Raw genomic sequence first — 22,912 nt, forward strand, 5'->3', positions numbered from 1 at the left:
AGGAAGCTGCGCCCTCCATGCCCACCCCGACCCTGCCCACCGTTCTCGTCGTCGATGATGAGCTGCGCTCGCAGGAGGCCTTGCGCCGCACGCTGGACGAGGACTTCGAGGTGTTCACCGCCTCATCGGCCGACGAGGCGCTGGAGATCCTGTCGCGGGAGTGGATCCAGATCGTGCTCAGCGACCAGCGCATGCCCGGCACCTCGGGCGTAGCGCTACTGCGCGAGGTACGCGAGCGCTGGCCGGACGCGGTGCGCATCATCATCTCCGGCTACACCGACTCCGAGGACATCATCGCCGGCATCAACGAGGCCGGTATCTTCCAGTACTTGCTCAAGCCCTGGCAGCCCGAGCAGTTGCTGCTGACCCTGCGCAACGCCGCGCAGATGCAGCGCCTGCAGGCCGAGAACGAGCGCCTGGGGCTGGACCTCAAGGTGGCGGCGCCGGTGCTGCGCCAGCGCGTCGCCGGCAAGCGCGAGGCGGTGCGCGACCGCCAGCGCGGCGGTGCCCTGCTGCGCGCGCCCGACTCGCCGATGAACGCCATCTGCGCCCTGGTCGACAAGGTCGCCGGCTACGACATCCCGGTGCTGCTGACCGGCGAGTCCGGCACCGGCAAGGAACTGCTCGCACGCGCGCTGCACTATGGCAGCCCGCGTGAGAACAACGCCTTCATCGTGGAAAACTGCGGCGCCCTGCCCGACACCCTGCTCGAGTCCGAGCTCTTCGGCGCCCGCCGCGGCGCCTACACCGGCGCCACCGAGGATCGCGAGGGCTTGTTCCGCCAGGCCAGCGGCGGCTCCATCCTGCTCGACGAGATCGGCGAAACCTCGGCCGCCTTCCAGGTCAAGCTACTGCGCGTGCTGCAGGAGGGCGAGGTGCGGCCGGTGGGTGCGCCACGACCGGTGCCGGTGGATGTGCGCGTGATTGCCGCCACCAACCGCAACCTTGAGGAAGAGGTGCGCGCCGGCCGTTTCCGCGAGGATCTCTACTACCGCCTCGCCGCGATCACCGTACGCGTGCCGCCGCTGCGCGAACGGCCGATGGACATCCCGCTGATCGCGCAGCATTACCTGCAGGACAACGCGGCCGCGCTGGGGCTCGCACTCGAACCACTCGACGACGAGATCCTCGGCCGCCTGCGCGCCTACCGCTGGCCCGGCAACGTGCGCGAGCTGCGCAACGAGGTGCTGCGCATGATCGCGCTCGCCGAAGGCCCTCGCCTGTCGGCCGCGCACCTGTCGCCGCGCGTACTGCATGCCGCAGCCGAGGAGGACGAGGCCACGCTGTCCTGGCTGGGCGGCCTGGAAGGTGACCTGCGCAGCCGGCTCGATGCGCTCGAGGCGCGCATCGTACACGCCTGCCTGATCCGCCACCGCTGGAACAAGACCCGCACGGCCGCCGAGCTCGGCCTGTCGCGCGTCGGCCTGCGCAGCAAGCTCGCGCGCTGGGGCCTGGACGACCGGGCAGACTCCGCCGAGGGCAGCGAGGAAACCGATGCAACGGATGCCGCGGGAGCCGCGCAATGAACCTGCTCTGGCTGCAATCCGGCGGCTGCGGCGGGTGCACGATGTCGCTGCTGTGCCACGACGCCGGCGATCTAGTGGGCACGCTGGGGGCGGGCGGCATCGAGCTGCTGTGGCATCCCTCCCTGTCCGAACAGACCTGCGTGGAGGCGACCGACCTTCTGGAAGCCTGCGCCGAAGGCCGCCAGCGGGTCGACATCCTGTGCGTGGAGGGCGCGCTGCTGCGCGGCCCCAATGGCAGCGGCCGATTCCACCTGCTCGCCGGCACAGGCAAGCCGATGATCGAATGGGTCAGCGCCCTCGCCGCACGCGCACGCCATGTGGTGGCGGTGGGCAGCTGCGCGGCCTTCGGCGGCATGACGAGTTCGGGCCTGAACCCCACCGACGCCTGCGGCCTGCAGTACGACGGCGACCTGCCCGGCGGCCTGCTTGGCGCGGACTGGCGCTCGCAGGCGGGGCTGCCGGTGATCAACGTTGCCGGCTGCCCCACCCACCCCGGCTGGGTGGTGGAAACCCTGCTCGGGCTGGCTGCGGACGCCTTCGAGGCGGCAGACTTCGACCCCCTCGGCCGCCCCCGCTTCTATGCCGACAAGCTCGTCCATCATGGCTGCAGCCGCAACGAGTACTACGAGTTCAAGGCAAGCGCAGCGGAGCTTTCCCAGCTCGGCTGCCTGATGGAAAACCTGGGCTGCATGGGCACCCAGGCACACGCCGACTGCAACACCCGGCTGTGGAACGGCGCGGGCTCCTGCCCCGAGGGCGGCTTTGCCTGCATCGGCTGCACCGAACCCGGCTTCGAAGACCCGGGCCACCCCTTCCACCAGACGCCCAAGGTGGCGGGCATCCCGATCGGCCTGCCCGCGGACATGCCCAAGGCCTGGTTCGTCGCGCTCGCCGCGCTGTCCAAGTCGGCGACCCCGCGCCGGGTAAGGGAGAATGCTCGTTCCGACCACCCGGTCGTGCCGCCCGCGATTCGCGGCAACGGGCGGAAATACTGACGGAGATTGCATGCGCCGCATCGTGCTCGGCCCCTTCAATCGCGTCGAAGGCGACCTGGAGGTGAGCCTCGAAGTCGCAGACGGGCACGTGCGCAGCGCGCAGGTGACCGCACCGCTATACCGCGGCTTCGAGAACGTGCTGCTTGGCAAGACGCCGCTCGACGCGTTGGTGTTCGTGCCGCGCATCTGTGGCATCTGCTCGGTGTCGCAATCCGCCGCGGCCGCTGCCGCGCTGCGTGCGGCGATGGGCATCGTGCCTGCCCCCAACGGCGAGCTCGTTTCGGCGCTGGTGCTGGCCGCCGAGAACCTCGCCGACCATGTCACCCACTTCTATCTGTTCTTCATGCCCGATTTTGCGCGCGAAGCCTACCGCACGCAGAACTGGCATGCCGCCGCCCGCGCCCGCTTCGAAGCCGTGAAGGGAAGCGCGACCGCCGAGGTGCTGCCGGCACGCGCCGCCTTTCTCGAGCTCACCGGCACGCTGGCGGGCAAATGGCCACATACGCTGGCCCTGCAGCCCGGGGGCAGCACGCGTACGGTGGCCAAGAACGACAAGCTGCGCCTGCTCGCGCTGCTGCGCCGCTTCCGCCTGTTTCTAGAGCAGCGCCTGCTGGGCGACAGCCTCGAAGCCTTCGCCGCGCTCGACTCCGAAGCGGCGTTGTGGCGTTGGGCCGATGCGCGCACCGCACACGAGGGCGATTTCCGCCATTTCCTGCACATCGCACGCGCCCTCTCGCTCGCATCGCTCGGCCGCGCTGGCGATCGCTTCCTGTCCTTCGGCGCCTACCCCCTGAACGGGCAAGCGCTGTTCGCGTCCGGCACCTGGCAAGAGGGCATGGCAGCGCCGCTCGACCCGCAGGCGATCACCGAGGACGGACGCCACGCCTGGCTGCGGGACGACCCGGGCAGGCACTCCCCAGGCGCGCCCCCCACAGGCGCACACCCCTTCTCTGCGCGCACCGAACCGGTCGCCGACAAGGAGGGTGCCTACTCCTGGTGCAAGGCGCCGCGGCTCGACGGCCAGACACTCGAATGCGGCGCGCTCGCACGCCAGTTGATCGACGGCCACCCGCTGGTCCGCGACCTGGTCGCCCGGGGCGGCGGCAACGTGCTCAGCCGCGTCACCGCTCGTACGCTGGAGCTCGCCCGCGTACTGCCCGCGATGGAGCACTGGGTCCAGGCCATCGTGCCCGGCGAACCTTTCTGCATGCAAGGCGAGATGCCCGAGCAGACGCGCGGCGCGGGGCTGGTCGAGGCCGCGCGCGGCTCGCTCGGCCACTGGCTGGTGGTGAACAAGGGCGTGATCGCGAACTACCAGATCATCGCCCCCACCACCTGGAATTTCTCGCCGCGCGACGGCGCCGGCCAGCCCGGCGCGCTGGAACAGGCGCTCGCCGGCACGCCGGTCGGCGAGGATGAGCGCGTGCCGCTCGCCGTCCAGCACATCGTGCGCTCCTTCGATCCGTGCATGTCGTGCACGGTGCATTGACCGAACCGCCCGTCTGCCCGACCGGAGACCCGATCATGTCCCAGGACGACAGCCCGACCCCGCCGCTGCAGCACACCGCCCACCCCGGCGAACTCGTCGGCGTGAGCGAGGACGTGTGGCTGGAGGTCATCGACAAGATGGACGAGGTGTACTCCGACCTGCTGCAGTACGAGGTCGCGCTCGAGCAGAAGAACGCCAAGCTCGAAGAGTCACAGCAGTTCATCTTCTCGGTGCTCACCTCAATGTCCGACATCATGCTGGTGTGCGACCGCAACGGCGTGATCCAGGACGCGAACCGCTCGCTCGAGGCCTTCTGCGGGCGCAGCATCGACGACCTGCGCGGCACGCCGATGATGGAACTGTTCGCGGATCCGCAAGCCGCCGCCGAGGCGCGCCGACGCCTGCTCGAACAAGGTCCCAGGGAAGTGCATGACTGCGAGCTGCCGCTGCGCGCGCGTGACGGCAGCGCCGTGCCGGTGTCGCTGAACTGTACGCCGCGCTTCAGCGCCGTCGGCAAGTCGCTCGGCATGGTCATCACCGGGCGGCCGGTTGGGGAGCTGCGTCGTGCCTACGAGGCGCTGCATCAGGCACATGAAGATCTCAAGCGCACCCAGCAGCAGTTGCTCCATGCCGAGAAGATGGCCTCGCTCGGACGCCTGGTTGCAGGCGTCGCGCACGAACTCAACAACCCGATCAGCTTCGTCCTCGGCAACGTGCATGCGCTACGCCGCTACGCCGAGCGCCTCTCCGAATATATCGGCCACATTCACGGCGGCGCCGGTGCCAAGGAGATCGACGAGGCGCGACGTACGCTGCGCATCGACCGCATCCTCGCCGACCTGCCCTCGCTGATCGAGGGCACCCTCGAAGGCGCCGAGCGCACGCGGGCGATCGTCGACGGTCTGAAACGCTTCTCCGTGATGGACCGCGACGAGGCCGAAGACTTCGATCTGGTCGCGGTCATCGAGCGCGCAGTGCGCTGGGTGTGCAAGGCCGCACGCGAGAGCTTCCGCATCGAACTCGCGTTACCGCGGTCCATACCGCTGCACGGATCGTCCGGGCGCATCCAGCAGGTCGTCACCAACCTGATCGAGAACGCCTGGGACGCCGCCACCCAGGGCGACGGCCCGCCCACCCTTCGCATCGGCGCCACGCTCCGCGAGGGCCAGGTGGAACTGCGCTTTCACGACAACGGGCCGGGTATCCCCGAGACGGTGATCGGCCGCATCTTCGACCCCTTCTTCACCACCAAGCCGGTAGGCAAGGGCACCGGGCTCGGGCTGTCGATCAGCTATGGCATCGTCGAGCGCCATGGCGGGCAACTGCTGGCCGAAAATGCCCCGCAGGGCGGCGCGGTCCTGGTGCTGACACTGCCCCTGGCTCGAACGCAGGACAAGAGCACGCCTGGTCAATCGGCTGCCGGTGACGCCCAGTAACCGGAAAGCATTCGACCATCTCTTGAACACTGCAGACCCTGCAGCCTGCGGATTCCAGGTCCGACGCAGACCTGGCACGCATCTTGATAGCAGTCATGCGTCCTCGCTGACTCAGCCTTGTTCCTCGACCGCACGCCGCAAAGGAATCACACTCATGCACGCCACCTGTCGCAACTTCGTCCGGCCGCTGACCCTCCTGGCCCTCCTCTCGGCTACCGCACCGGTATTCGCCCACCCTGGCCACGACGCTGCCAGCCTCGCAAGCGGCCTCTCCCACCCGATCGGCGGTCTGGACCACCTGCTCGCAATGCTGGCCGTCGGCCTGTTCGCCGCCCTCCAGCAGAAGCGCGCACGCTGGATGCTCCCTGCCAGCTTCGTGCTGGCGATGCTCGCCGGCGCAACCCTCTCGGCCCTCGCCATCGAATTGCCTGCAGTGGAAGCAGGCATCGCCGCCTCGGTGCTGGTCCTCGGCCTGCTGATCGCCTTCCTGGCCCGCCTGCCGCTCCCCGCCGCGCTTCCGCTGGTCGCCGGCTTCGCGCTTTTCCACGGCCATGCACACCACGCCGAAATGGGCGATGGCTCGGTGCTCGCGTACACCCTTGGCTTCGCCCTCGCCACCGCCGCCCTTCACCTGATCGGCTTTGCGCTCGCCCGACTCGTTCCGGACAGCGCGCTCGGCCGCACGGTGCTGCGCATCAGCGGCGGCGCCATCGCCGGCACCGGCGCCCTGCTGTTTGGCGCCTGAGACCGCCTTCGGGCGCCCAAAATCGGGAGCAGGGCCTCTCTCTCACCCCCTCGGCCAACCGGTCTTGCGCTCACCCGCCACCCGCTTCCACGGGTGGCGGGTTTCTTTTATGTCTGCACGCAGCCGTGGCGCAGTGGTTGCCCGATCACGGCTTCACGGGGAGAATCGCGCCTTTGCGTGCCGCGCCGCAGCGTACGGTCGGTTCACGGGCGCACGCCCATGCGGGTGCAGGCGCTCTTTCCCAGTCCTTTCCGAGTCGGATCATGAACAAATTCTCTTCCCTGCTGATGCTCTCCCTCACCGCCGGCGCCCTGCTGACCGGTTGCGGCAACAACGACAGCGCCCCCGCCGCGCAGTCCGCCGCCCCCGCGCCGACCGCCCCCACGAAGATCGTCATCGGCCTCGACGACAACTTCCCGCCGATGGGTTTCCGCAACGAGAAGAACGAACTCGTCGGCTTCGACATCGACCTCGCCAAGGAAGCCGCCAAGCGCCTCGGTATCGAAGTCGAGTTCAAGCCGATCGACTGGAGCGCCAAGGAGGCGGAGCTGAATGGCAAGCGCGTCGACGCGCTGTGGAACGGCCTCACCATCACCGAAGAACGCCGGAAGAACATCGGCTTCACCACCGCCTACATGGAAAACCACCAGATCATCGTGGTGCCCGCCAACTCGGCGGTGAAGACCAAGGCCGACCTCGCCGACAAGATCATCGGCATCCAGGACGGCAGCAGCGCGATCGACGCGGTGCAGAAGGACCCGATCGCGGCTTCCTTCAAGGAGCTGAAGAAGTTCGGCGACAACGTCACCGCGCTGATGGACCTGACCACCGGCCGCCTGGACGCCGTGGTGCTGGACGAGGTCGTGGGCCGCTACTACACCGCCAAGAAGCCCGGCGACTACGTGGTGCTCGACGACCACTTCGGCACCGAGGAGTACGGCGTCGGCACGCGCAAGGACGACACCGAGTTGCTGGCCAGGCTGCAGAAGGCGATGGACGACATGAAGGCCGACGGCAGCGCGGCGCGCATCTCCACCGAGTGGTTCGGCAAGGACATCATCAAGTAAGTCCATTCGGGCCGTGCGGGCAGCCGTGATTCGGCACGTCCGCCGGCCTCGCGCGACGCGCGCGCCCTGCCCGGAATTCCCTCATGGACTACATCCTCAGCATCCTCGGCCCGCTCGCCGAGGGCTCGCTGGTCACGCTCAAGCTGTTCTTCATCACGCTCGCACTGGCCGTGCCGCTCGGCCTGGCGCTGGCGCTGATCCGTATCTCGCGTTTCACCGTCGCCAGCCAGGCCGTCAATGGCTACATCTGGCTGATGCGCGGCACGCCGCTGATGCTGCAGATGCTGTTCATCTACTACGCGCTGCCCTTCGTGCCGGTGGTGGGCATCCGCCTGCCCGACTTCCCGGCGGCGATCGTGGCCTTCGCGCTCAACTACGCGGCCTACTTCGCCGAGATCTTCCGCGCCGGCATCCAGTCCATCGACCGCGGCCAGTACGAGGGCGCCAAGGTGCTCGGTTTTTCCTACGGCCAGACCATGCGCCGCATCGTGCTGCCGCAGGTGGTCAAGCGCATCCTGCCGCCGATGAGCAACGAGACCATCACCCTGGTCAAGGACACCTCGCTGATCTACGTGCTTGCGCTCAACGACCTGCTGCGCGCCGCACGCGGCATCGTGCAGCGCGACTTCACCATCACGCCTTTCATCGTCGCCGCGGGCTTCTACCTGCTGATGACGCTGGTGCTGACCTGGTTCTTCCAGCGCCTGGAGAAACGCCATGCCGTCTATGACTGAGGCCGCGTCGATGAGCGAACCGATGATCCTCGCCAACGGCATCCACAAGCGCTTCGGCGCCAACGAGGTGTTGAAGGGCGTTTCGCTGACGCTCGCGAAGGGCGAAGTGGTCGCGGTGATCGGCCCCTCGGGCTCGGGCAAGAGCACCTTCCTGCGCTGCCTCAACCACCTCGAGACCATCGACGCCGGGCGCATCGTCATCGAGGGCGACGTGCTCGCCCACGACGACGCGAGCGGCCGCGCACACTACGTCGCCGACGCCGAGGTGCGCCGGATCTGTGCGCGCATGGGCATGGTGTTCCAGCACTTCAACCTGTTTCCGCACCTGACCGTGCTGCAGAACGTGATCGAGGCGCCGATCACGGTGAAGGGCATGAAGCGCGAGGCCATCCTGCCCAAGGCCGAGGAGTTGTTGAAGAAGGTCGGCCTCTTCGACAAGCGCGAGGCCTATCCGTCACGGCTCTCGGGCGGACAGAAGCAGCGCGTGGCGATCGCGCGTGCGCTGGCGATGGAGCCGGACATCATGCTGTTCGACGAGCCGACTTCCGCACTCGACCCGGAGCTGACCGGCGAGGTGCTGCGCACCATGCGCCAGCTCGCCGACGAGCACATGACCATGCTGGTGGTGACGCACGAGATGGGCTTTGCGCGCGAGGTGGCAAGCCGCGTGGTGTTCATGGACGGCGGTGAACTGATCGAGTCGCGCCCGGCGGCGGAGTTCTTCGCCAATCCCGAGCATCCGCGCACGCGGGCCTTCCTGGAAAGCATGCTCTGAAACGAGCACGCGGAGCGACCGCGCGGACGCGCTCTTCAGCGGGAATGGTCAGGTAAGGCGGATGGACGCAGACAGGCAGCGCTGGCGCGTTCACCGCGGGTCAGCTCCGCCGCGCGGCCACCATGCCGCTCGATACGATAGAGACGAAAGGGATCGGTTTCCTGCGCCTGCCCGGCCCGGTAACCGGAAAACACCAGACTGCGCCCATCGGGCACCCAAGTGGCATCCACCACCACAGTGTCTTCATCGCTCAGGCGCAGGTTTTTCCCCTTGCCCACGAAACGGTCATGCAAGAAGAGCGCGCTGCCCGGTTCGTGCAGCACGCGTTGAAGACGCTCAGAGCCTTGAGCCATACGAGTAAAGGCGAAAAGCTGGGGATCGTCCGGAGCCGGTCTGACGCGGTCGCTGCTGCTCATAGCGTCCGGCGGGATGCCGAGCTTGAGCAGCGGTTCACGGTGCCGTTCGCCGGTCCGATGCTCAATCGTGTGGAGCCGCTGCATGTCATGGACGGTGAGCTGCTCGCCGTCGGCGAGCCAGCCCAGGCTCCACCACTGCGGGTCTTCATCCACTGACGCGCTGGCGATGCGATCGACACGGCCATCGCGCCAAACCAGCAGGTGGCTGCGGAAATGGGCATCGGTCAGCAGAAAGGCCAGACGCTGCCCATCCGGCGACCAGGCGGCCTCGCTGATGAAAGCTCCCTCCGGCGCCTCGTAGGCACGCTCGCGCTCGACGCGGCTGCCAGCCCCCAGGGGCAGGATCCAGAGCACGCGTGCGCGCCAGTCCTCCTCATCGGATGGTGCGCACCAGGCCAGCCGCCGGGCCATCGGATCAAGCGCTGCGCATCCGCCTCGCCCCACCTCCCTCACCCCGGCTGCGGCCGACCACAGCTGAATCGCTCCGTTGCGCTCCACGGCAAGCATCAGCTCGCAGTCCCCGGTCGCCGCCGCGCCCGCAAGGGCGGGCATCGCGGCGAGCGAAAGCGCAAGGAGGGCGCGCGCAAGAAGATCAGTCACGGCCGGCGCGCTGACGACGCTCCCCGCCGTACGCTTGGCGATCGCCGTGGTTGCGCTCGTTGCGCGAGGGGTGGCCGTCGCGCCCTGGGCCGCGGCCACCGTTGCCACCCGGACGAGCGTAGCCTCCGCCACTGCCGAAGCGACGGCCGCCATTGCCGCCCGGACGCGGGCCGGACGGCTTGCGCGGCGAGGGCTCCATGCCGGCGATGGTGTGCACTTCGAGGCGGCCGCCCGTGAAGCGCTCGATGGCGCGGATCAGACCCGTTTCGCGCGGACCGGACAGCGTGATTGCGATACCGTCGCGACCGGCACGGCCAGTGCGACCGATGCGGTGCACGTAGTCCTCGGCCTGGCGCGGCGGGTCGAAGTTGATGACGTGGCTGATACCGGCGACGTCGATGCCGCGCGCGGCGACGTCGGTCGCCACCAGCACGCCGATGCGGCCCTGGCGCAGGCGGTCGAGGGTGCGGTTGCGCTGGGTCTGGTGCATGTCACCGTGCAAGGCGGCGGCAGCGATGCCCTTTTCCTGCAGGGAAAGCGACAGTTCATCAGCACTGCGCTTGGTGGCGGTGAATACCACCGCCTGGTTCATCCCGTCCTCACCGAGCAGGGCGTGGAGCAAGCGGTTCTTGTGGCCGAGATCGTCGGCGAACATCAGTCGCTGCTCGATCTGGCCGCGGTCTTCCTTGGCGACTTCGATCTCGATACGCTGTGGATCACGCGTCATGCGGGAGGCCATGCTGCCAACCACACCATCGAGCGTGGCCGAGAACAGCAGGGTCTGACGCTTGCCCGGGGTCGCGGCAACGATGGCATCGATGTCCTCAGCGAAGCCCATGTCGAGCATGCGGTCGGCTTCATCCAGGATCAGCACCTCGACGTCCGAGAGCTTGATCTTGCGCCGGTTGAGGTGGTCGAGCAGGCGGCCCGGCGTAGCGACGACGACATCGCACTGCCGCTGGAGCTGCTTGACCTGCGCAAACATCGGCGCACCGCCGACAAGGCAGGCGGTGTTGAGCCAGCGCAGCGCCTTGCCGTAGGTCTGCACCGCCTTCTCGACCTGCTGGGCGAGCTCGCGAGTGGGCGTCAGCACCAGCACGCGCGGGCCGCTGCCCGGTGTCGGACGACGGCCGACGATGCGCTGCAGGGCAGGCAGGGTGAAGGCGGCGGTCTTGCCGCTGCCGGTATGGCTGGAAACGAGCAGGTCACGGCCCGCGATCGCTGCCGGAATGGCCTGGAGCTGCACCGGAGTCGGGGTGGTGTAACCGGTCTGCTCGACGGCCTTGAGGAGTTCGTCGGCAAGGCCGAGGCTTTGGAAAGTCATGGTTCTTCCTGTCTTGCTGTCCGCACCGGCAAGCGGTGGGACGGATCGGGATCCGTGGGAGACGGATCGCAAAGGCATCGCGCCGTACCGGTGGGAACCGGCTACGGTATCGCAGCGGCAATCGCTGCATGACGGACGCGACGGGCGTGGCCGGTCGATCTGCGACGGCGTCGGAGAAGGACCGCGCATCGGCACCAACCGGTTGTCACGCAGCCAGACGATCTGAAGAACGCATGGAACGCTCGGTTTCAGGAGAAACCGGCGACGGGAGGTCGGGGGCGATGGGGCTGTGGTTACAGTCCCTTGGGCCGGTTTTCGGCGGATGTCCTCATCCGCAGCGGAATGGATACGGCCCTTTGCTGCATTGCACAACTCGGCAAGTATAGCGGCTTTTCCAGCCAAGGTGCAGAAATCTTTACCGCGAAGCGCCAACAAGGCCTTGCCCGGCAAGGGAAATCGGGGAGCGCTTCGGGAAGGCCGTGAACGAAAAAGCGGGCCGATACCCCAAGTATGGCCCGCCCAGCCGGAGTCGCCCCCGGGGAGTCCGGAATGCGCTTACTTGTTGACCGCGGCCTTGAGCGTTGCACCAGCGGTGAACTTCGGCACGCTGGATGCGGCGATCTCGATCGTGGCGCCGGTCTGCGGGTTGCGACCCGTGCGGGCGGCGCGCTTGGAGACCTCGAAAGAGCCAAAGCCGGTGAAGGCAACCTTCTCGCCCTTGCCCAGTTGCTCGGCGATGATGTCCAGCACGCCCGACAGCGCACGGTCGGCCTGAGCGCGGGAAACATCCAGACGGTCAGCCAGGGCTTCGACGAATTCACCTTTGTTCATGCTTTTCCTCGATTGGTGTGAGTGGGATTTTGGGTAGTCCGATCTACTCGCCGGATTCTAGCACCGTCGCGGATTCTGGGGCATTTCACGATGTTCTGCCGTGACATTCGACATGAGTGTGGCGTATTTTTTATTGCTGCTATGCAGCAATCGGGGTCACCGATCGGGTCGTCATGGGGGTATCCTTGCGGCTATCCGCGCCCTCCGAGCGAAAACAGACAATGAACACCCCAGCCGCCATGGCAAGCGACCGCATTCACATCCTTGCGACCCATCGCCAGGGCGTCGTGGCGTCCGTACGGGTCACACTCCCTGAGGTTGCCTGGATGGGGCGCTCATTGATCGGCATGACCCCGGAAGCTGCTGTCGAGCATGCGCAGGCGCACGCGCCCATCAGCCCGCGCGCGCACGCTACCGCGGTTCGCCTGGCCTGTGCCGCTGCGCTCGGGCAGCCTGCGCCGGGGCGCGAGGAAGCCCTTGCCACCGAGCGCTGGCTCGCCGCTGAGGTGATCGATGCGCATCTGCACCGCCTGCTGCTGGCGTGGCCGGCACGGCTCGGTTTCGAGCCGCGCCACAACCGTTACACCGAATTTCACCGCCGCCTGATGCATTGCGCCGACGCCGAAAACGCGATGGCGCTGGGCGGGGACGTGCTCGATCTGGTGGCGCGCGAACTGCTCGCCGGTTTCTTCACCCGCATCCGCATGCCGCACGGCATCGGCGAGTTTCTCGACCGCCTGGAGGCCGGCGGCAGCCTGAGCTCGGTGATGGCCGCGCTGATCAGCCTGGGCGCGGCGACGCCCGCGAAAGAAGGCACCGTTCCGCTGCTCGGCACACTGAGCGCCGCAGCCTGGACAGCCAGTGCCGGGCATTGGCCGACGGAGGAGTTCGTCCGTCGCCCCACCCAAGGGGGCTCACCCGCCGAAACCGGCGCGCTTGCCCGACATGCAGCCTCGCAGCTGGTCAAGCTGCTGCTCGACCGCGGCCACCGAGTTTCGGCGCGCCTGTTCGCGCGCGCAATCGACCTGGCCGACTGCGCCAGCCGGATGCGCCACCCCGAAAGCGACGAGGTCGCCCCACTGAGCGACGTCAGCGCACCGGAGCCAGGCATCGGCCTGGCACGGGTAAGTGGCGCGCGCGGTGTGCTGCTGTGCTGGGCGAAGGTGGAAGATGGCGCGATCGCGGACTGCGCGATGGTGCCGCCCGAAGCGTGGAACTTCCACCCCGACGGCCCCTTCTGCCGCGAAGCCCTGACGCCCCGCGAGAAACCGGAGGACGAAGAGGGCGTGCGCCTGCGCCTGTCGGTGCTGGCGCTGGCGCTGGACCCGGCGCGCGATTTCGAGATCGAGCTCGTCGAAAAGAGCGCGGCGCGCAAGCGCAAATAAAGCCGACCCGCGCCGCCCTCAGGCGGCCAAGCGCCGATAGGCGCCGCCAAAATAGATCAGCGGCGCGCGCTCGTGACGCTCGAAACCGAGCACCTCGCTGATGAAGACCAGATGGTCCCCCCCCGGATGGCGGACGGTGTTGCGACATTCGAAACGGGCGCAACACCCCCGCAACAGCGGCACACCGCCGACGCCTTCGTCAAACGCCAGACCGTCGAACTTGTCGTCGAGCCGGCTGGCGAAGCGTTGCGAAAGCTCTGCCTGGTCCTCCGCAAGCACATTGATCGCGTAGTATTCGCAGGCTTCGAACACAGGCTTGCTGGGCAGGCTGTTCGACAGGCTCCAGACGACCAGCGCCGGGTCGAGCGATACCGAATTGAAGGAGTTGACCGTGAGACCGATCGGCTCTCCACCCGGGCCACGTGTGGTCACCACGGTGATCCCGGTGGCAAACATGCCGAGCGCGTTACGGAAGCGGCGCGAGAAGTCCTCGTCCGCAGGATGCTGTTGGGTCATGGGGAATGTCCGACACGTCGGAAGCGCGTCGTTGGAATGTTGGAGAACGCGTGATTATCCCTGCCCGGGGGTGCAGCGTCGAGAACCCCATCACCGATCCACCGCAGGTCACGCATGAATATCCCTCGCCTGAACGACTTCGCCCACCGCCTGTGCGCCTGGCAGCGCACGCACGGTCGCCATGGCCTGCCCTGGCAGCACGGTCGCGACCCATACCGCATCTGGCTGTCCGAGATCATGCTGCAGCAGACGCGAGTGGAGACGGTGATCCCGTATTACGAGCGCTTCCTCGCGCGCTTTCCCGACGTAGGCAGCCTGGCGGTGGCCCCGGTCGAGGACGTCATGGCGCTCTGGAGCGGGCTGGGCTACTACGCCCGCGCGCGCAACCTGCACCGTGCCGCATGCATGATCATGGCCGACCACGCCGGCCAGTTCCCGCACAGAGCCGCCACGATCGCCACCCTTCCCGGGGTTGGGCGCTCGACCGCCGCCGCCATCGCCGCCTTCGCCTTCGGCGAGCGTGTCGCCATCCTCGACGGCAACGTCAAGCGCGTACTGTGCCGCCTCTTCGGCGTGGACGGTTTTCCGGGCGAACGTGCGGTCGAAGAGCGCCTGTGGGCCCTGGCCGAGTCCTTGCTGCCCGAGCGCGACATCGGCCGCTACATCCAGGCGCAGATGGATCTTGGTGCCACGGTATGCACACGCAGCCGCCCAGCCTGCGCGCACTGCCCGTTCCAGCACGACTGCGTGGCCTATCGGGAAGACCGCCTAGCCACACTGCCCGCCCCACGCCCGAAGAGAGCGGTACCACGGCGCAGCGCGCGCTACGCGGTGATCCTGCACGAGAACGCCGTGCTGCTGGAACGCCGCCCTCCTGCCGGCATCTGGGGCGGCTTGCTCGCGCTGCCGGAAATACCGGACACCACAGACGATATCAGCGCCTGGGCGATGGTACGCTTCGGGCTCGAGCGGGCGCAGCCCTCGCCCCTCACCCCGTTCACCCATGCCTTCACGCATTTCGTGCTCGAATTGCAGCCCGTCCTGATCCGCTCCGCAACTCGGCCCCCCCTGTGCGCCGACGCAGCAGCGCTGCAATGGCTGGCGCTGGACGCTCGAGAGGGCGCCGCGCTGCCCGCGCCAGTAAGGCGCATCGTAGACGCCCTCGCCGCACCCGGTTTGTTCACGCTGGGATGACGCCGGCTACACGCCCTCAGGCGGTGTTCGAAAGCAGGCCATGCTCGCGCAGGAACTTCTGCACGATCTCCAGACGACTCAGGGGATCATCCAGTTCCAGGAGCTTCTGCTTGGCGAGCAGCGGAATCGGCAGCAACTCCACATAGCGCGCGCCCACCCAGGCCAGATCGTCGAAGCGGTGCGGAGGCGGCAGGCGTTCGCCGAGTTCGGCCACGATCGCGCGCAGCAGCGGCAGCACCTCGGCCTGCGCCTCGGGAACGCCCCCGGAAGGCGGCTCATCCTGCCAGCGCACGCGCGCCACCAGCAAGCCATCGCGCTCGACTTCGTGATCTTCGACACGGAAACGCCGCCCGCCACGCGTGACCAGGCTCAGCACACCGGCCTGCTCCATGTCCCAGGCCTCGATACACGCCTCGGTGCCCACCGGGTGCGGGACCGCCGTCTCGCCCACCTCCTCGCCAGCGGCGATCAGACACACGCCGAAGCTGCCGCCCTCACGCATGCAGCCCGTCACCATGTCCATGTAACGCGGCTCGAAGACGCGCAGCGGCAACACGCCACCAGGAAAAAGCACGGTCTTGAGGGGAAAGAGGGGCAGTCGCTCACAGACCTCGCTCATGGTGTTCTCCAGTGGCGCCGCAGCGCCAGGCTCAGCACGCCTGTACCGGCCCGATACGCGCCTCGCCCCAGCGAGCCACCAGCGCATGCGGCACGCCGAGCTGGTCGAGGATGCGCGCAACGACGAAATCGATCAGGTCCTGCACCGTCTGCGGGTGGTGGTAAAAACCCGGGTTGGGCGGCAGGATGCACACGCCCAGGCGGGCAAGTTCGAGCATGTTCTGCAGATGGATGGCCGAATACGGCGTCTCGCGCGGCACCAGCACCAGCTTGCGGCCTTCCTTGATGACCACGTCGGCGGCACGCTCGATGAGGTTCTGGCTCAGACCATTGGCGATCGAGGCCAGCGTGCCCATCGTACACGGACAGACCACCATGGCGTCCGGCGGGTTGGAACCGGAGGCCGGCGGGGCAAACCACTCCTCGCGGCCGAACACCCTCAACTGGCCCGGCGCGGCATGGAAGCGCGCGGACAGCTCGGCCTCGACCTCGGCCGGGCGCGCAGGCAGTTGCCAGTCCATCTCCTGGCGCGCGACGATCTGTGCCACTTGCGAATACAGCAGCCACACCTTGCAGCCGGCCTGCAGCAGGCACTCGACGAGGCGCACCCCGTAGGGCAGGCCGGAAGCCCCCGTGAAGGCAACGGTGACGGTGGCGGGCGCGTTCACCGGATCATTCCAGATAGTCGGTGATGGGAACCCAGCGCCCACCTCGAATCTGCGCAAGACGACCATGGCGGTTACCGAGGTGGTCTTCCGCACTGAAGCGGTATGCCGGGCTGCCGAAGAAGTCAGGCGGGAAGGTGATGCGCTCCAGCGTGCGCGCGAAGGCTTCCTGCGTGAGCGCGGGTCCGGTGGCCGAGGCGGTACGCACGAAGAGGTCGGCCAGGGTATAGCCCATCACGCTCCAGACATTGGGCTCAGCGTTGAAGCGTGCGCGATAGCGCGTGATCCAGTCGGCAAGCTCGGGGCGGGCGCCTTCGGCGTAAGGGTGAGGCAGAACCGAAACACCGTACAGCCCCTCCACCGCGTCGCCGCCCAGTTCGTGGGTCTGCGCCGAATAGCCCGAGGCGGTGACCAGCATGTCCACCTCCCAGCCGATCTTGCGCGCCTCGGCCATCGCAGCCACCGTCTCGCGTACCACGGTGGCGAGCACCACGAACTCACATCGCGCTGCACGCAGTCGCGCGATCTGGCTGGAGAGGTCGGTCGCGCCGCGCTTGTAACTGGTGCGCTCGACCAGTTCGCGCCCCTGCTGCTTCAGCCCGGCTTCCACGCCCTTCATGACCTCGAGACCGTAGTCGTCGTCCTGGTACAGCAGGCAGGCGCGCGCATAGCCTTTCTCGCGCACCATGTGCGCGGTCGCGGCCTTCATGTAATCGTAGTAGGGCGCGAAGTTCTGGAACTTGAGCGGATGCAGCGGCTCGTAGGTCGCCCGGTGCGGCGAGAACGGGAACAGGTGCAGACGGCCCGCATCGACGATGATCGGCATCGTGGCCATCACCACGGGCGTGCCCATGTTGGCGATGAAGGCGAAGGTCTGGTCGTGCTGCACCAGCTTGCGCGCGGCGAGCACTGCGCGCTTGGGGTCGTAGCCGGCATCCTCGACCGCCAGCCGGATGCGCCGGCCGTGCACACCGCCCGCGGCATTAACCTCGTCGAAGCGCATCAGCATGCCGTCACGCACCGGCACGCCGAGCATGGCAATCGGGCCCGAGAGGTCGGAAATGGTGCCGACGACGATGTCTTGGTCGCTTGCGGCAGCCGGGGCCGAGCTCAGCATGGAAAGGCTGGCGAAGAGCGGAAGCGCAAGGCGGCGCAGGAGGCTCATGAAGGACCTGCTCCGAAAGCTGCTGCGAGTGGAGGCAATTGGAAGCAAGTGGAGACGAGCTGAGGCGAAGTGGGGCGAAGTACCGGTGCGCATGCCACGCTCAGAAGGGCAGACGGCGGCGCGGCGCGGGCGCGGCCTTGCTGGCCTGCGTGCGCTCGGGCCGGACGTCGGCAACGGGCGCCTTCACCGGCTTTCTCGGCTGGTTCAGCTCCTCGCGGGCAAAACGCACCTTGCCTTCGAGTTCGCAGCCACGCATGCCGGGTTCGCAGATCGCGCCGCGTACCCGCTGGCAGATTCCGTTCAGATCGTGGGGACAACTCCAGGCACTCATCGCGTTCGGGCTCCGGAAAGGGCGTTGCAGGGAAGTTCTAACTATCGTCTGCTGCAACGCAAAATTCAAGCGCCGCGCTCAATCCTTCCCGGCGAGACCGGCCGGGCGCAGCAGCACCACGGCGACGATCACCGCGCCGAAGGCCACCATCTCGAGCCCTGCCGCACGCGCCCACTCTCCCGGCAGCAGATCGCGCAGCAGCGCGATGGTCGGCGGAATGGCGACGATCACCAGCGCCCCCCACACCGCACCCGCCAGCCGGCGCGCACCACCAATGAAGGCGAGCATCAGCAGTTCGAAGGAGAACACCAGGCCGAACTGCTCCGGACTGATGAAGCCGATCCAGTGCGCGTACAGCGCGCCTGCCAACCCCGACAGCGCACCGCCGACCAGAAAGGCCTGCATCTTGGTCGCTGCGGGCGAAATGCCACAGGCCGCTGCTGCTGCCTCATCGTCGCGCACCGCCCGCCACGCCCGACCATGATGCAGATCCAGCAGGCGCCGGCAGGCCAGCAGCGCCAGCAACAGCGCAGCCAGGCTCACCAGCGCCTGCGCCGCTGTCGTAGTAGCTTGCCAGCCGAAGATACCGAAGGCCCCGACCGCCACGCCCGCCGCACCATGGGTAACCGACTCCCAGCGAGCGAGGCCCTCCTCGACGATGAGCGCGAAGGCGAGCGTGCTCATGCCGAAATAGAGCCCGCCGAGGCGGCGCGCAGGCAGGCTCGCGAGGACGCCGCCCAGCGCCCCGGCCAGCACCGCCGCCGGCACCGCCAGCAGAGCCGGCACGCCATGACGCACCAGCACCGCCTGGGTGTAGGCACCCAGCGCTACCAGGGCTGCCTGACCGAGCGCGATCTGCCCCGCCTGGCCAACCACGATCACCACACCCAGGCCTGCGATCGCATAGGTCAGCACCAAGGTGGCCTTGCCTAGCGCGTAGTCGACACCGAGCGCCAACCCCGCCACCAGGGCCACCAGCGCCCACGGCAGCGCCGCGCGCGCCACGTCACGCACATCCATGCGCCGGCATGAAGCAGGAAGCAGTGCGCCCCGCACTCTCGGTCTCACACGCTGGCGCGGGCCGCTCGCCCAGCACCCAACCCTTGCGGAAACAGCAGCAGCGCAAGCAACAGCAGCGCATACGGCACCATGTCCTTGACGCCTTCCGGCAGCACCAGACCGGCGACCGCCTCGACCACGCCCAGGAACACGCCGCCCAGCAGCGCCCCAGGCAGGCTGGTGAGTCCGCCCAGCACTGCGGCGGGGAACGCCTTGAGCGCGATGAACCCCATGTTCAGGTGCACGAAGGTCACCGGCGCAAGCAGCAGTCCGGCGACCGCCGCCACCGCGGCACCCAGCCCCCAGGCCAGCGTGTGCATGCGCGCCACCGGCCAGCCGAGCAGCGCCGCGGTACGAGCATCCTCGGAGCAGGCACGCAGCACGCGCCCGGTGCGCGTGTGATGGAAGAAAGCCGCAAGCGCGCCTGCGAGGAGAAATGTGGCGCCCACGACCCAGAGGTGGCTGGAAGCCAGCACGAGCGGGCCAAACGCGACCGTATCCGCGGCAAAGGGCAGGCGATAGGTATCCTGCGCTGCGGCCGGCACCGAGGCCACACCGCCGCGCATCATCATCCCCAGGCCGAAAGTGAGCAACACTGCGACCAGATGCGGCTGCCCGATCGCGCGGCGCAGGGCAAGGCGCTCCAGCGCTGCCCCCAGCGCTCCGGCGGCAGCCACCGCGACGGGCGCAGCGAGCCACAAGGGCCACCCCAGGCCCAGGTGGAGCGCCAGCGCAGCAAAGGCCCCGAGCATCAGCAGGTCGCCCTGCATGAAGCTGACAGTCTCGGTCGCCTTGTAGATCAGCACGAAGGAAAGCGCGACCAGGCCGTAGACACAGCCGATCGCGATTCCACTGGTGAGGACCTGGATGAAGGCGAGCATGGGGCCGAAGCATAGCCGATCCTGGCCGACAGAAGCCCCATGCCACCGGGGAGCCGTTCAGCCCAGGAAGCGCGCCAGCAGACCCTGCTGCCACGCGGCCACGACAGCAGCCGCGACGATGAGCAGGAAGATCCAGGTGCCCCAGGGAGAGCCCTTCTCCGCATAGGGGTCGGACAAAGAACGCGAGGCCCCTGCGGGCAGCGCGGCCACCCCGGTCAAGGCAGCACCGAAGGGGATGTTGATGCGCGCACGGGTGTTCACTGCCCAACCGTTGGCATCGAGCAGCGGACCGAGGTTGCGCTGGCGAAGCTTGAGCCAGGCGAGCAGCATCGACGGGCCGGAGATCAGCAGCACGATGCCGACGACGACCAGCGGCATCTGCCACGCAGGCAGCGACAGGAAGCCGGACACCACGGCCGCAAGCGCCGTGCCCAGCGCGCCAAGCGCGAGGCCAATGGCGGCGAAGATCCCCGCAAATTTGGCGATGTCGAAGGCCGGGGCGGGGGCCGGAACCGGAGGTGCCTCCACCTTGGCGCCGGCTCCGGCAACGCCCGCCGCAGCGCGCTCGTCCACGGCCTTCTCGCGCGCCGCGGCGAACTTCTGGATCTGCTCGCCGATCATGCGGCCGATGCGCTTGTAAGGCGACCAGAAGGCCTGGCGCACGCTGATCGGAGCCTCGACCACCTTGACCACACTGGCATTCCAGTCGCGCCCCTGGCGGTCATAGAACACGCCGTTGCGCCCCGGCACCATCATCTCGTCGGCATCGCCCCCGGTGAGCGCTGCGACGATGGTCATCGGGGCCTCGCCCTGGCGGACGCAGTCGCAATAGACCAGGTAGGTGCCGGACAGGGGTGCGAGCGCCGCATGCCGACCCATGTCGGTCACGCGCAGGCAGAGCTCGCAACTGCGCTGGTCGAGATACAGCGTACCGGCCTGGAAGATCGCCTTCTCGCGCGTTCCATAGAAATCGCTGAGCGTCACGAAGTTGCGCAGCAACTGCACCAGGTCGCGGTTGTAGCGCACCAGACGCTCGAGCGCGTCGACCTGGGCGGCAGCGGTTTCGGCGCCGAGGTCCTGCTGGATCAGCGCATCGAGTGCAGCGCGCACGCCGCTGTCGAGCAGCACGCGCAACTCTGCGATCTCCATCGCCGCAAGCGGGTTGGTGGGCTTTGCGGCCATCCAGGCGCGGTAGGCGTCGAAGCGCCGGGAGAGCGCCTGCCATTCGCTCCAAGACAGCGACTCGCGCACGCCGAAAACCGGCTGCACCACGGTATCGCGCAGGCGGGCGATGCCCGCCTCCCAGGCGGGGTTCAGGCCCACCTCGAGGGGCAGTGCGCGTCCCGGCCCGACCATGGCCAACGGTAGGGCCGCGACGCCCTCAGCAGCGGCGTCGAGCGCCTGCACGGCAAGGCTCGCGTAGGTCTCATCGGCCGGGTTGAGCGCCGTCACCGCGCGCTCATCGAAAGCGGCGAGGCGGCAGCGGGTGAAATAATCCTCGACCTTGTCACGCACCGCCTCGAAAACCGCGGCAGCGGCCCCGGTGTCCGCGCCGAGCGGCAACAGGGTCGCCGCGTCTGCCTCGGCCTGCGCCTGCCAGTCGGACAAGGCCTGCGCCGCAGCGAAGAAGGCATTGACACGCTCTGCATCGACGCCGGGCTTGCCGCTACGGTCGTCGGCCGAGCCGAAGCCGTCGATGATCAGGCCGATGGCCCTGACGAGGGTGGCGTCGGTGGTGAGTTCGGCGGGCACGATGCCATCGCCGTTGAGATGATCGGGAGCGAACAGCCGGCTCGTGTCGGTCAGATCGGAGACCGCGATCTGCTCCGCATCCGCCTTGTCGAGGTAGGCCAGCACCTTCCTCGCGGTCGCAAGCAGGCGAGCGCCCTCCGGGTGGTCGGGGTCAATCGCAGCCAGTGGCAGGCCGTCTACGCCACGGAACAGTACCTCGGGCTCCCGCAGCACTGCGCATACCCAGTTCGCCGCTGTGACAATCTCGGGCACACGGATGCGGCCATCACCGTCGGCGTCGAGCAACTGCAGCGTGCGGGAGTCGAACTCCAGCCCAGAAGTGGGACAGGCCAGCGCCGACCACAGCTTCTGGTCGAGCTCGCCAAGGTGGCGAAGGTCGTCCGCCGTCTCGATACGCACCTGATCGAAACCGCCCGAACGGAAAAACCGCCACGGATGGCCCTTCTTGTCCTTGCTCATCGTACTCTCCCTGTCTAGGCGCACCGGGGCGCTTCCACGGCGCACACAACACGGGAATATTGCGCCGGAATTGGACTGGGAACAATCGGACTGGGCACACGCGCGCCCCCATCGCCCGCGGCCGGCCGTGAGCGGCAGCGCTCAGCCGTAGGCGCCGACGAAGGGATTGCTGTCGCGCTCTTCGCCGAAGGTCGAGGTGGGCCCGTGCCCGGGGATGAAGGTGATGTCGTCGCCGAGCGGGAAAAGCTTCTCGCGGATCGAGCGGATCAGCGTCTGGTGGTCGCCACGCGGGAAGTCCGTGCGACCGATCGAACCAGCGAACAGCACATCGCCGACGATGGCCAGACGGGCGCCCTCGTGTACGAAGACGACGTGCCCCGGCGTGTGCCCGGGCGTATGGATGACCTTCAGCGTCTCCTCGCCGACGGTGACCGTGTCGCCGTCATGCAGCCAGCGGTCGGGCTCGAAGGATTCGACGTCGGGAAAGCCGAACATCTGGCTCTGCTGCGGCATGCCTTCAATCCAGAAGCGATCCTCCTCCTGCGGCCCCTCGACCGGCACGCGGAGTTCGCGCGCAAGCTTGACCGTCCCCCCTGCGTGATCGATATGACCATGGGTAATCAGGATCTTCTCCACGCTGACCCCGAGCTTGTCGATCGCAGCAAGGATGCGGTCGATGTCGCCGCCCGGGTCGACCACCGCCGCCTTCTTCGTTCGATCGCACCACAGGATGCTGCAGTTCTGCTGGAAGGGGGTGACCGGGACGATGGTGGCCTGGATCATCGGGAGAGCTCCTGTAGAGGTGGATTCGGCCCGGAGTTTATCCGATGAGCGGACACGTCCGGCGCGTGAACGCAGGAGCGGACTTGCCCGCAAAGCAGCGTCCGATCAGGAGCCGCTTCGCGGGCAAGCCCGCTCTCACCGTTGCCGACCTGAAGCCGACGTTCGA

Annotated in this window: 22 protein-coding genes; 10 read left to right on the top strand and 12 right to left on the bottom strand. The window is 68.0% G+C overall.

From position 1 onward, the window contains the following. Positions 1–17: 17 nt before the first annotated feature. The 8 genes from ACUH78_RS13500 to ACUH78_RS13535 all read left to right on the top strand — a co-directional run bounded on the left by ACUH78_RS13500 (position 18) and on the right by ACUH78_RS13535 (position 8,767). Entirely contained in the window at positions 18–1,526 is a 1,509-nt protein-coding gene (locus ACUH78_RS13500; protein WP_445333720.1) for a sigma-54-dependent transcriptional regulator, read from the top strand. Continuing rightward, a complete protein-coding gene (locus ACUH78_RS13505; protein ID WP_435751418.1) occupies positions 1,523–2,521 on the top strand; it encodes an NADH-quinone oxidoreductase subunit B family protein in 999 nt (332 codons plus the stop codon). The genes ACUH78_RS13500 and ACUH78_RS13505 overlap by 4 nt, the downstream gene beginning before the upstream one ends. Before the next feature lie 10 nt (positions 2,522–2,531). After that, positions 2,532–4,010, top strand: coding sequence for a nickel-dependent hydrogenase large subunit (locus ACUH78_RS13510; protein WP_445333721.1), 1,479 nt, complete (start codon positions 2,532–2,534; stop codon positions 4,008–4,010). A gap of 35 nt (positions 4,011–4,045) precedes the next feature. Beyond that, complete coding sequence (locus ACUH78_RS13515) at positions 4,046–5,446, top strand: sensor histidine kinase (RefSeq protein ID WP_445333722.1); 1,401 nt, start codon at positions 4,046–4,048, stop codon at positions 5,444–5,446. Positions 5,447–5,600: 154 nt separating this feature from the next. Next, positions 5,601–6,191, top strand: a complete 591-nt coding sequence (locus ACUH78_RS13520; protein WP_435751416.1) for a HupE/UreJ family protein — start codon at positions 5,601–5,603, stop codon at positions 6,189–6,191. A gap of 263 nt (positions 6,192–6,454) precedes the next feature. Then, complete coding sequence (locus ACUH78_RS13525; RefSeq protein WP_445333723.1) at positions 6,455–7,258, top strand: amino acid ABC transporter substrate-binding protein; 804 nt, start codon at positions 6,455–6,457, stop codon at positions 7,256–7,258. A gap of 83 nt (positions 7,259–7,341) precedes the next feature. Beyond that, positions 7,342–7,992: an amino acid ABC transporter permease gene (locus ACUH78_RS13530; RefSeq protein ID WP_445333724.1), complete on the top strand. Its 651-nt coding sequence runs from the start codon at positions 7,342–7,344 to the stop codon at positions 7,990–7,992. Positions 7,993–8,014: 22 nt separating this feature from the next. Further along, on the top strand, positions 8,015–8,767 hold the full coding sequence (locus ACUH78_RS13535) for an amino acid ABC transporter ATP-binding protein (RefSeq protein ID WP_418364627.1): 753 nt from the start codon (positions 8,015–8,017) through the stop codon (positions 8,765–8,767). Positions 8,768–8,802: 35 nt separating this feature from the next. On the opposite strand, the gene ACUH78_RS13540 is transcribed toward ACUH78_RS13535, so the two are convergent. The 3 genes from ACUH78_RS13540 to ACUH78_RS13550 form a co-directional block, all read right to left on the bottom strand. Then, positions 8,803–9,882 carry a TolB-like translocation protein gene (locus ACUH78_RS13540; RefSeq protein WP_445333745.1) on the bottom strand — a complete coding sequence of 360 codons (1,080 nt, stop codon included), beginning with the start codon at positions 9,880–9,882 and terminating at the stop codon, positions 8,803–8,805. Next, positions 9,776–11,107 carry a DEAD/DEAH box helicase gene (locus tag ACUH78_RS13545; protein ID WP_418364446.1) on the bottom strand — a complete coding sequence of 444 codons (1,332 nt, stop codon included), beginning with the start codon at positions 11,105–11,107 and terminating at the stop codon, positions 9,776–9,778. Before ACUH78_RS13545 ends, ACUH78_RS13540 begins: the two co-directional genes overlap by 107 nt. Before the next feature lie 555 nt (positions 11,108–11,662). Continuing rightward, complete coding sequence (locus ACUH78_RS13550) at positions 11,663–11,938, bottom strand: HU family DNA-binding protein (RefSeq protein WP_510497566.1); 276 nt, start codon at positions 11,936–11,938, stop codon at positions 11,663–11,665. A gap of 221 nt (positions 11,939–12,159) precedes the next feature. Here ACUH78_RS13550 and ACUH78_RS13555 point away from each other — a divergent pair, with 221 nt between their 5' ends. Beyond that, positions 12,160–13,323 carry a hypothetical protein gene (locus tag ACUH78_RS13555; RefSeq protein ID WP_418364445.1) on the top strand — a complete coding sequence of 388 codons (1,164 nt, stop codon included), beginning with the start codon at positions 12,160–12,162 and terminating at the stop codon, positions 13,321–13,323. Positions 13,324–13,341: 18 nt separating this feature from the next. On the opposite strand, the gene ACUH78_RS13560 is transcribed toward ACUH78_RS13555, so the two are convergent. Next, positions 13,342–13,839 (bottom strand): flavin reductase family protein, encoded by a 498-nt coding sequence (locus tag ACUH78_RS13560; RefSeq protein ID WP_418364444.1) that lies wholly within the window; start codon positions 13,837–13,839, stop codon positions 13,342–13,344. Between the two features lie 129 nt (positions 13,840–13,968). Here ACUH78_RS13560 and mutY point away from each other — a divergent pair, with 129 nt between their 5' ends. Continuing rightward, on the top strand, positions 13,969–15,033 hold the full coding sequence (gene mutY, locus ACUH78_RS13565; protein WP_418364626.1) for an A/G-specific adenine glycosylase: 1,065 nt from the start codon (positions 13,969–13,971) through the stop codon (positions 15,031–15,033). A gap of 16 nt (positions 15,034–15,049) precedes the next feature. Here the strand turns inward: mutY and ACUH78_RS13570 are convergent, their stop codons facing one another. From ACUH78_RS13570 to ACUH78_RS13605, 8 genes are all read right to left on the bottom strand, one after another. Then, a complete protein-coding gene (locus tag ACUH78_RS13570; protein WP_418364443.1) occupies positions 15,050–15,652 on the bottom strand; it encodes an LON peptidase substrate-binding domain-containing protein in 603 nt (200 codons plus the stop codon). 31 nt (positions 15,653–15,683) lie between these two features. Continuing rightward, complete coding sequence (locus tag ACUH78_RS13575) at positions 15,684–16,319, bottom strand: flavin prenyltransferase UbiX (RefSeq protein ID WP_418364442.1); 636 nt, start codon at positions 16,317–16,319, stop codon at positions 15,684–15,686. A gap of 4 nt (positions 16,320–16,323) precedes the next feature. Then, positions 16,324–17,481 carry an ABC transporter substrate-binding protein gene (locus ACUH78_RS13580; RefSeq protein WP_445333725.1) on the bottom strand — a complete coding sequence of 386 codons (1,158 nt, stop codon included), beginning with the start codon at positions 17,479–17,481 and terminating at the stop codon, positions 16,324–16,326. A gap of 100 nt (positions 17,482–17,581) precedes the next feature. Continuing rightward, positions 17,582–17,812: a hypothetical protein gene (locus ACUH78_RS13585; protein WP_418364440.1), complete on the bottom strand. Its 231-nt coding sequence runs from the start codon at positions 17,810–17,812 to the stop codon at positions 17,582–17,584. A gap of 78 nt (positions 17,813–17,890) precedes the next feature. Then, positions 17,891–18,832 carry a branched-chain amino acid ABC transporter permease gene (locus ACUH78_RS13590; protein WP_445333726.1) on the bottom strand — a complete coding sequence of 314 codons (942 nt, stop codon included), beginning with the start codon at positions 18,830–18,832 and terminating at the stop codon, positions 17,891–17,893. 44 nt (positions 18,833–18,876) lie between these two features. Further along, positions 18,877–19,752, bottom strand: coding sequence for a branched-chain amino acid ABC transporter permease (locus tag ACUH78_RS13595; protein WP_418364438.1), 876 nt, complete (start codon positions 19,750–19,752; stop codon positions 18,877–18,879). 57 nt (positions 19,753–19,809) lie between these two features. Continuing rightward, positions 19,810–21,963, bottom strand: a complete 2,154-nt coding sequence (locus ACUH78_RS13600; RefSeq protein WP_445333727.1) for a hypothetical protein — start codon at positions 21,961–21,963, stop codon at positions 19,810–19,812. A 141-nt stretch (positions 21,964–22,104) separates the two neighbouring features. Continuing rightward, positions 22,105–22,746 carry an MBL fold metallo-hydrolase gene (locus ACUH78_RS13605; protein ID WP_418364436.1) on the bottom strand — a complete coding sequence of 214 codons (642 nt, stop codon included), beginning with the start codon at positions 22,744–22,746 and terminating at the stop codon, positions 22,105–22,107. Positions 22,747–22,912 lie beyond the last annotated feature (166 nt).

The organism is Thauera sp. ZXT1-4 (assembly GCF_052598215.2).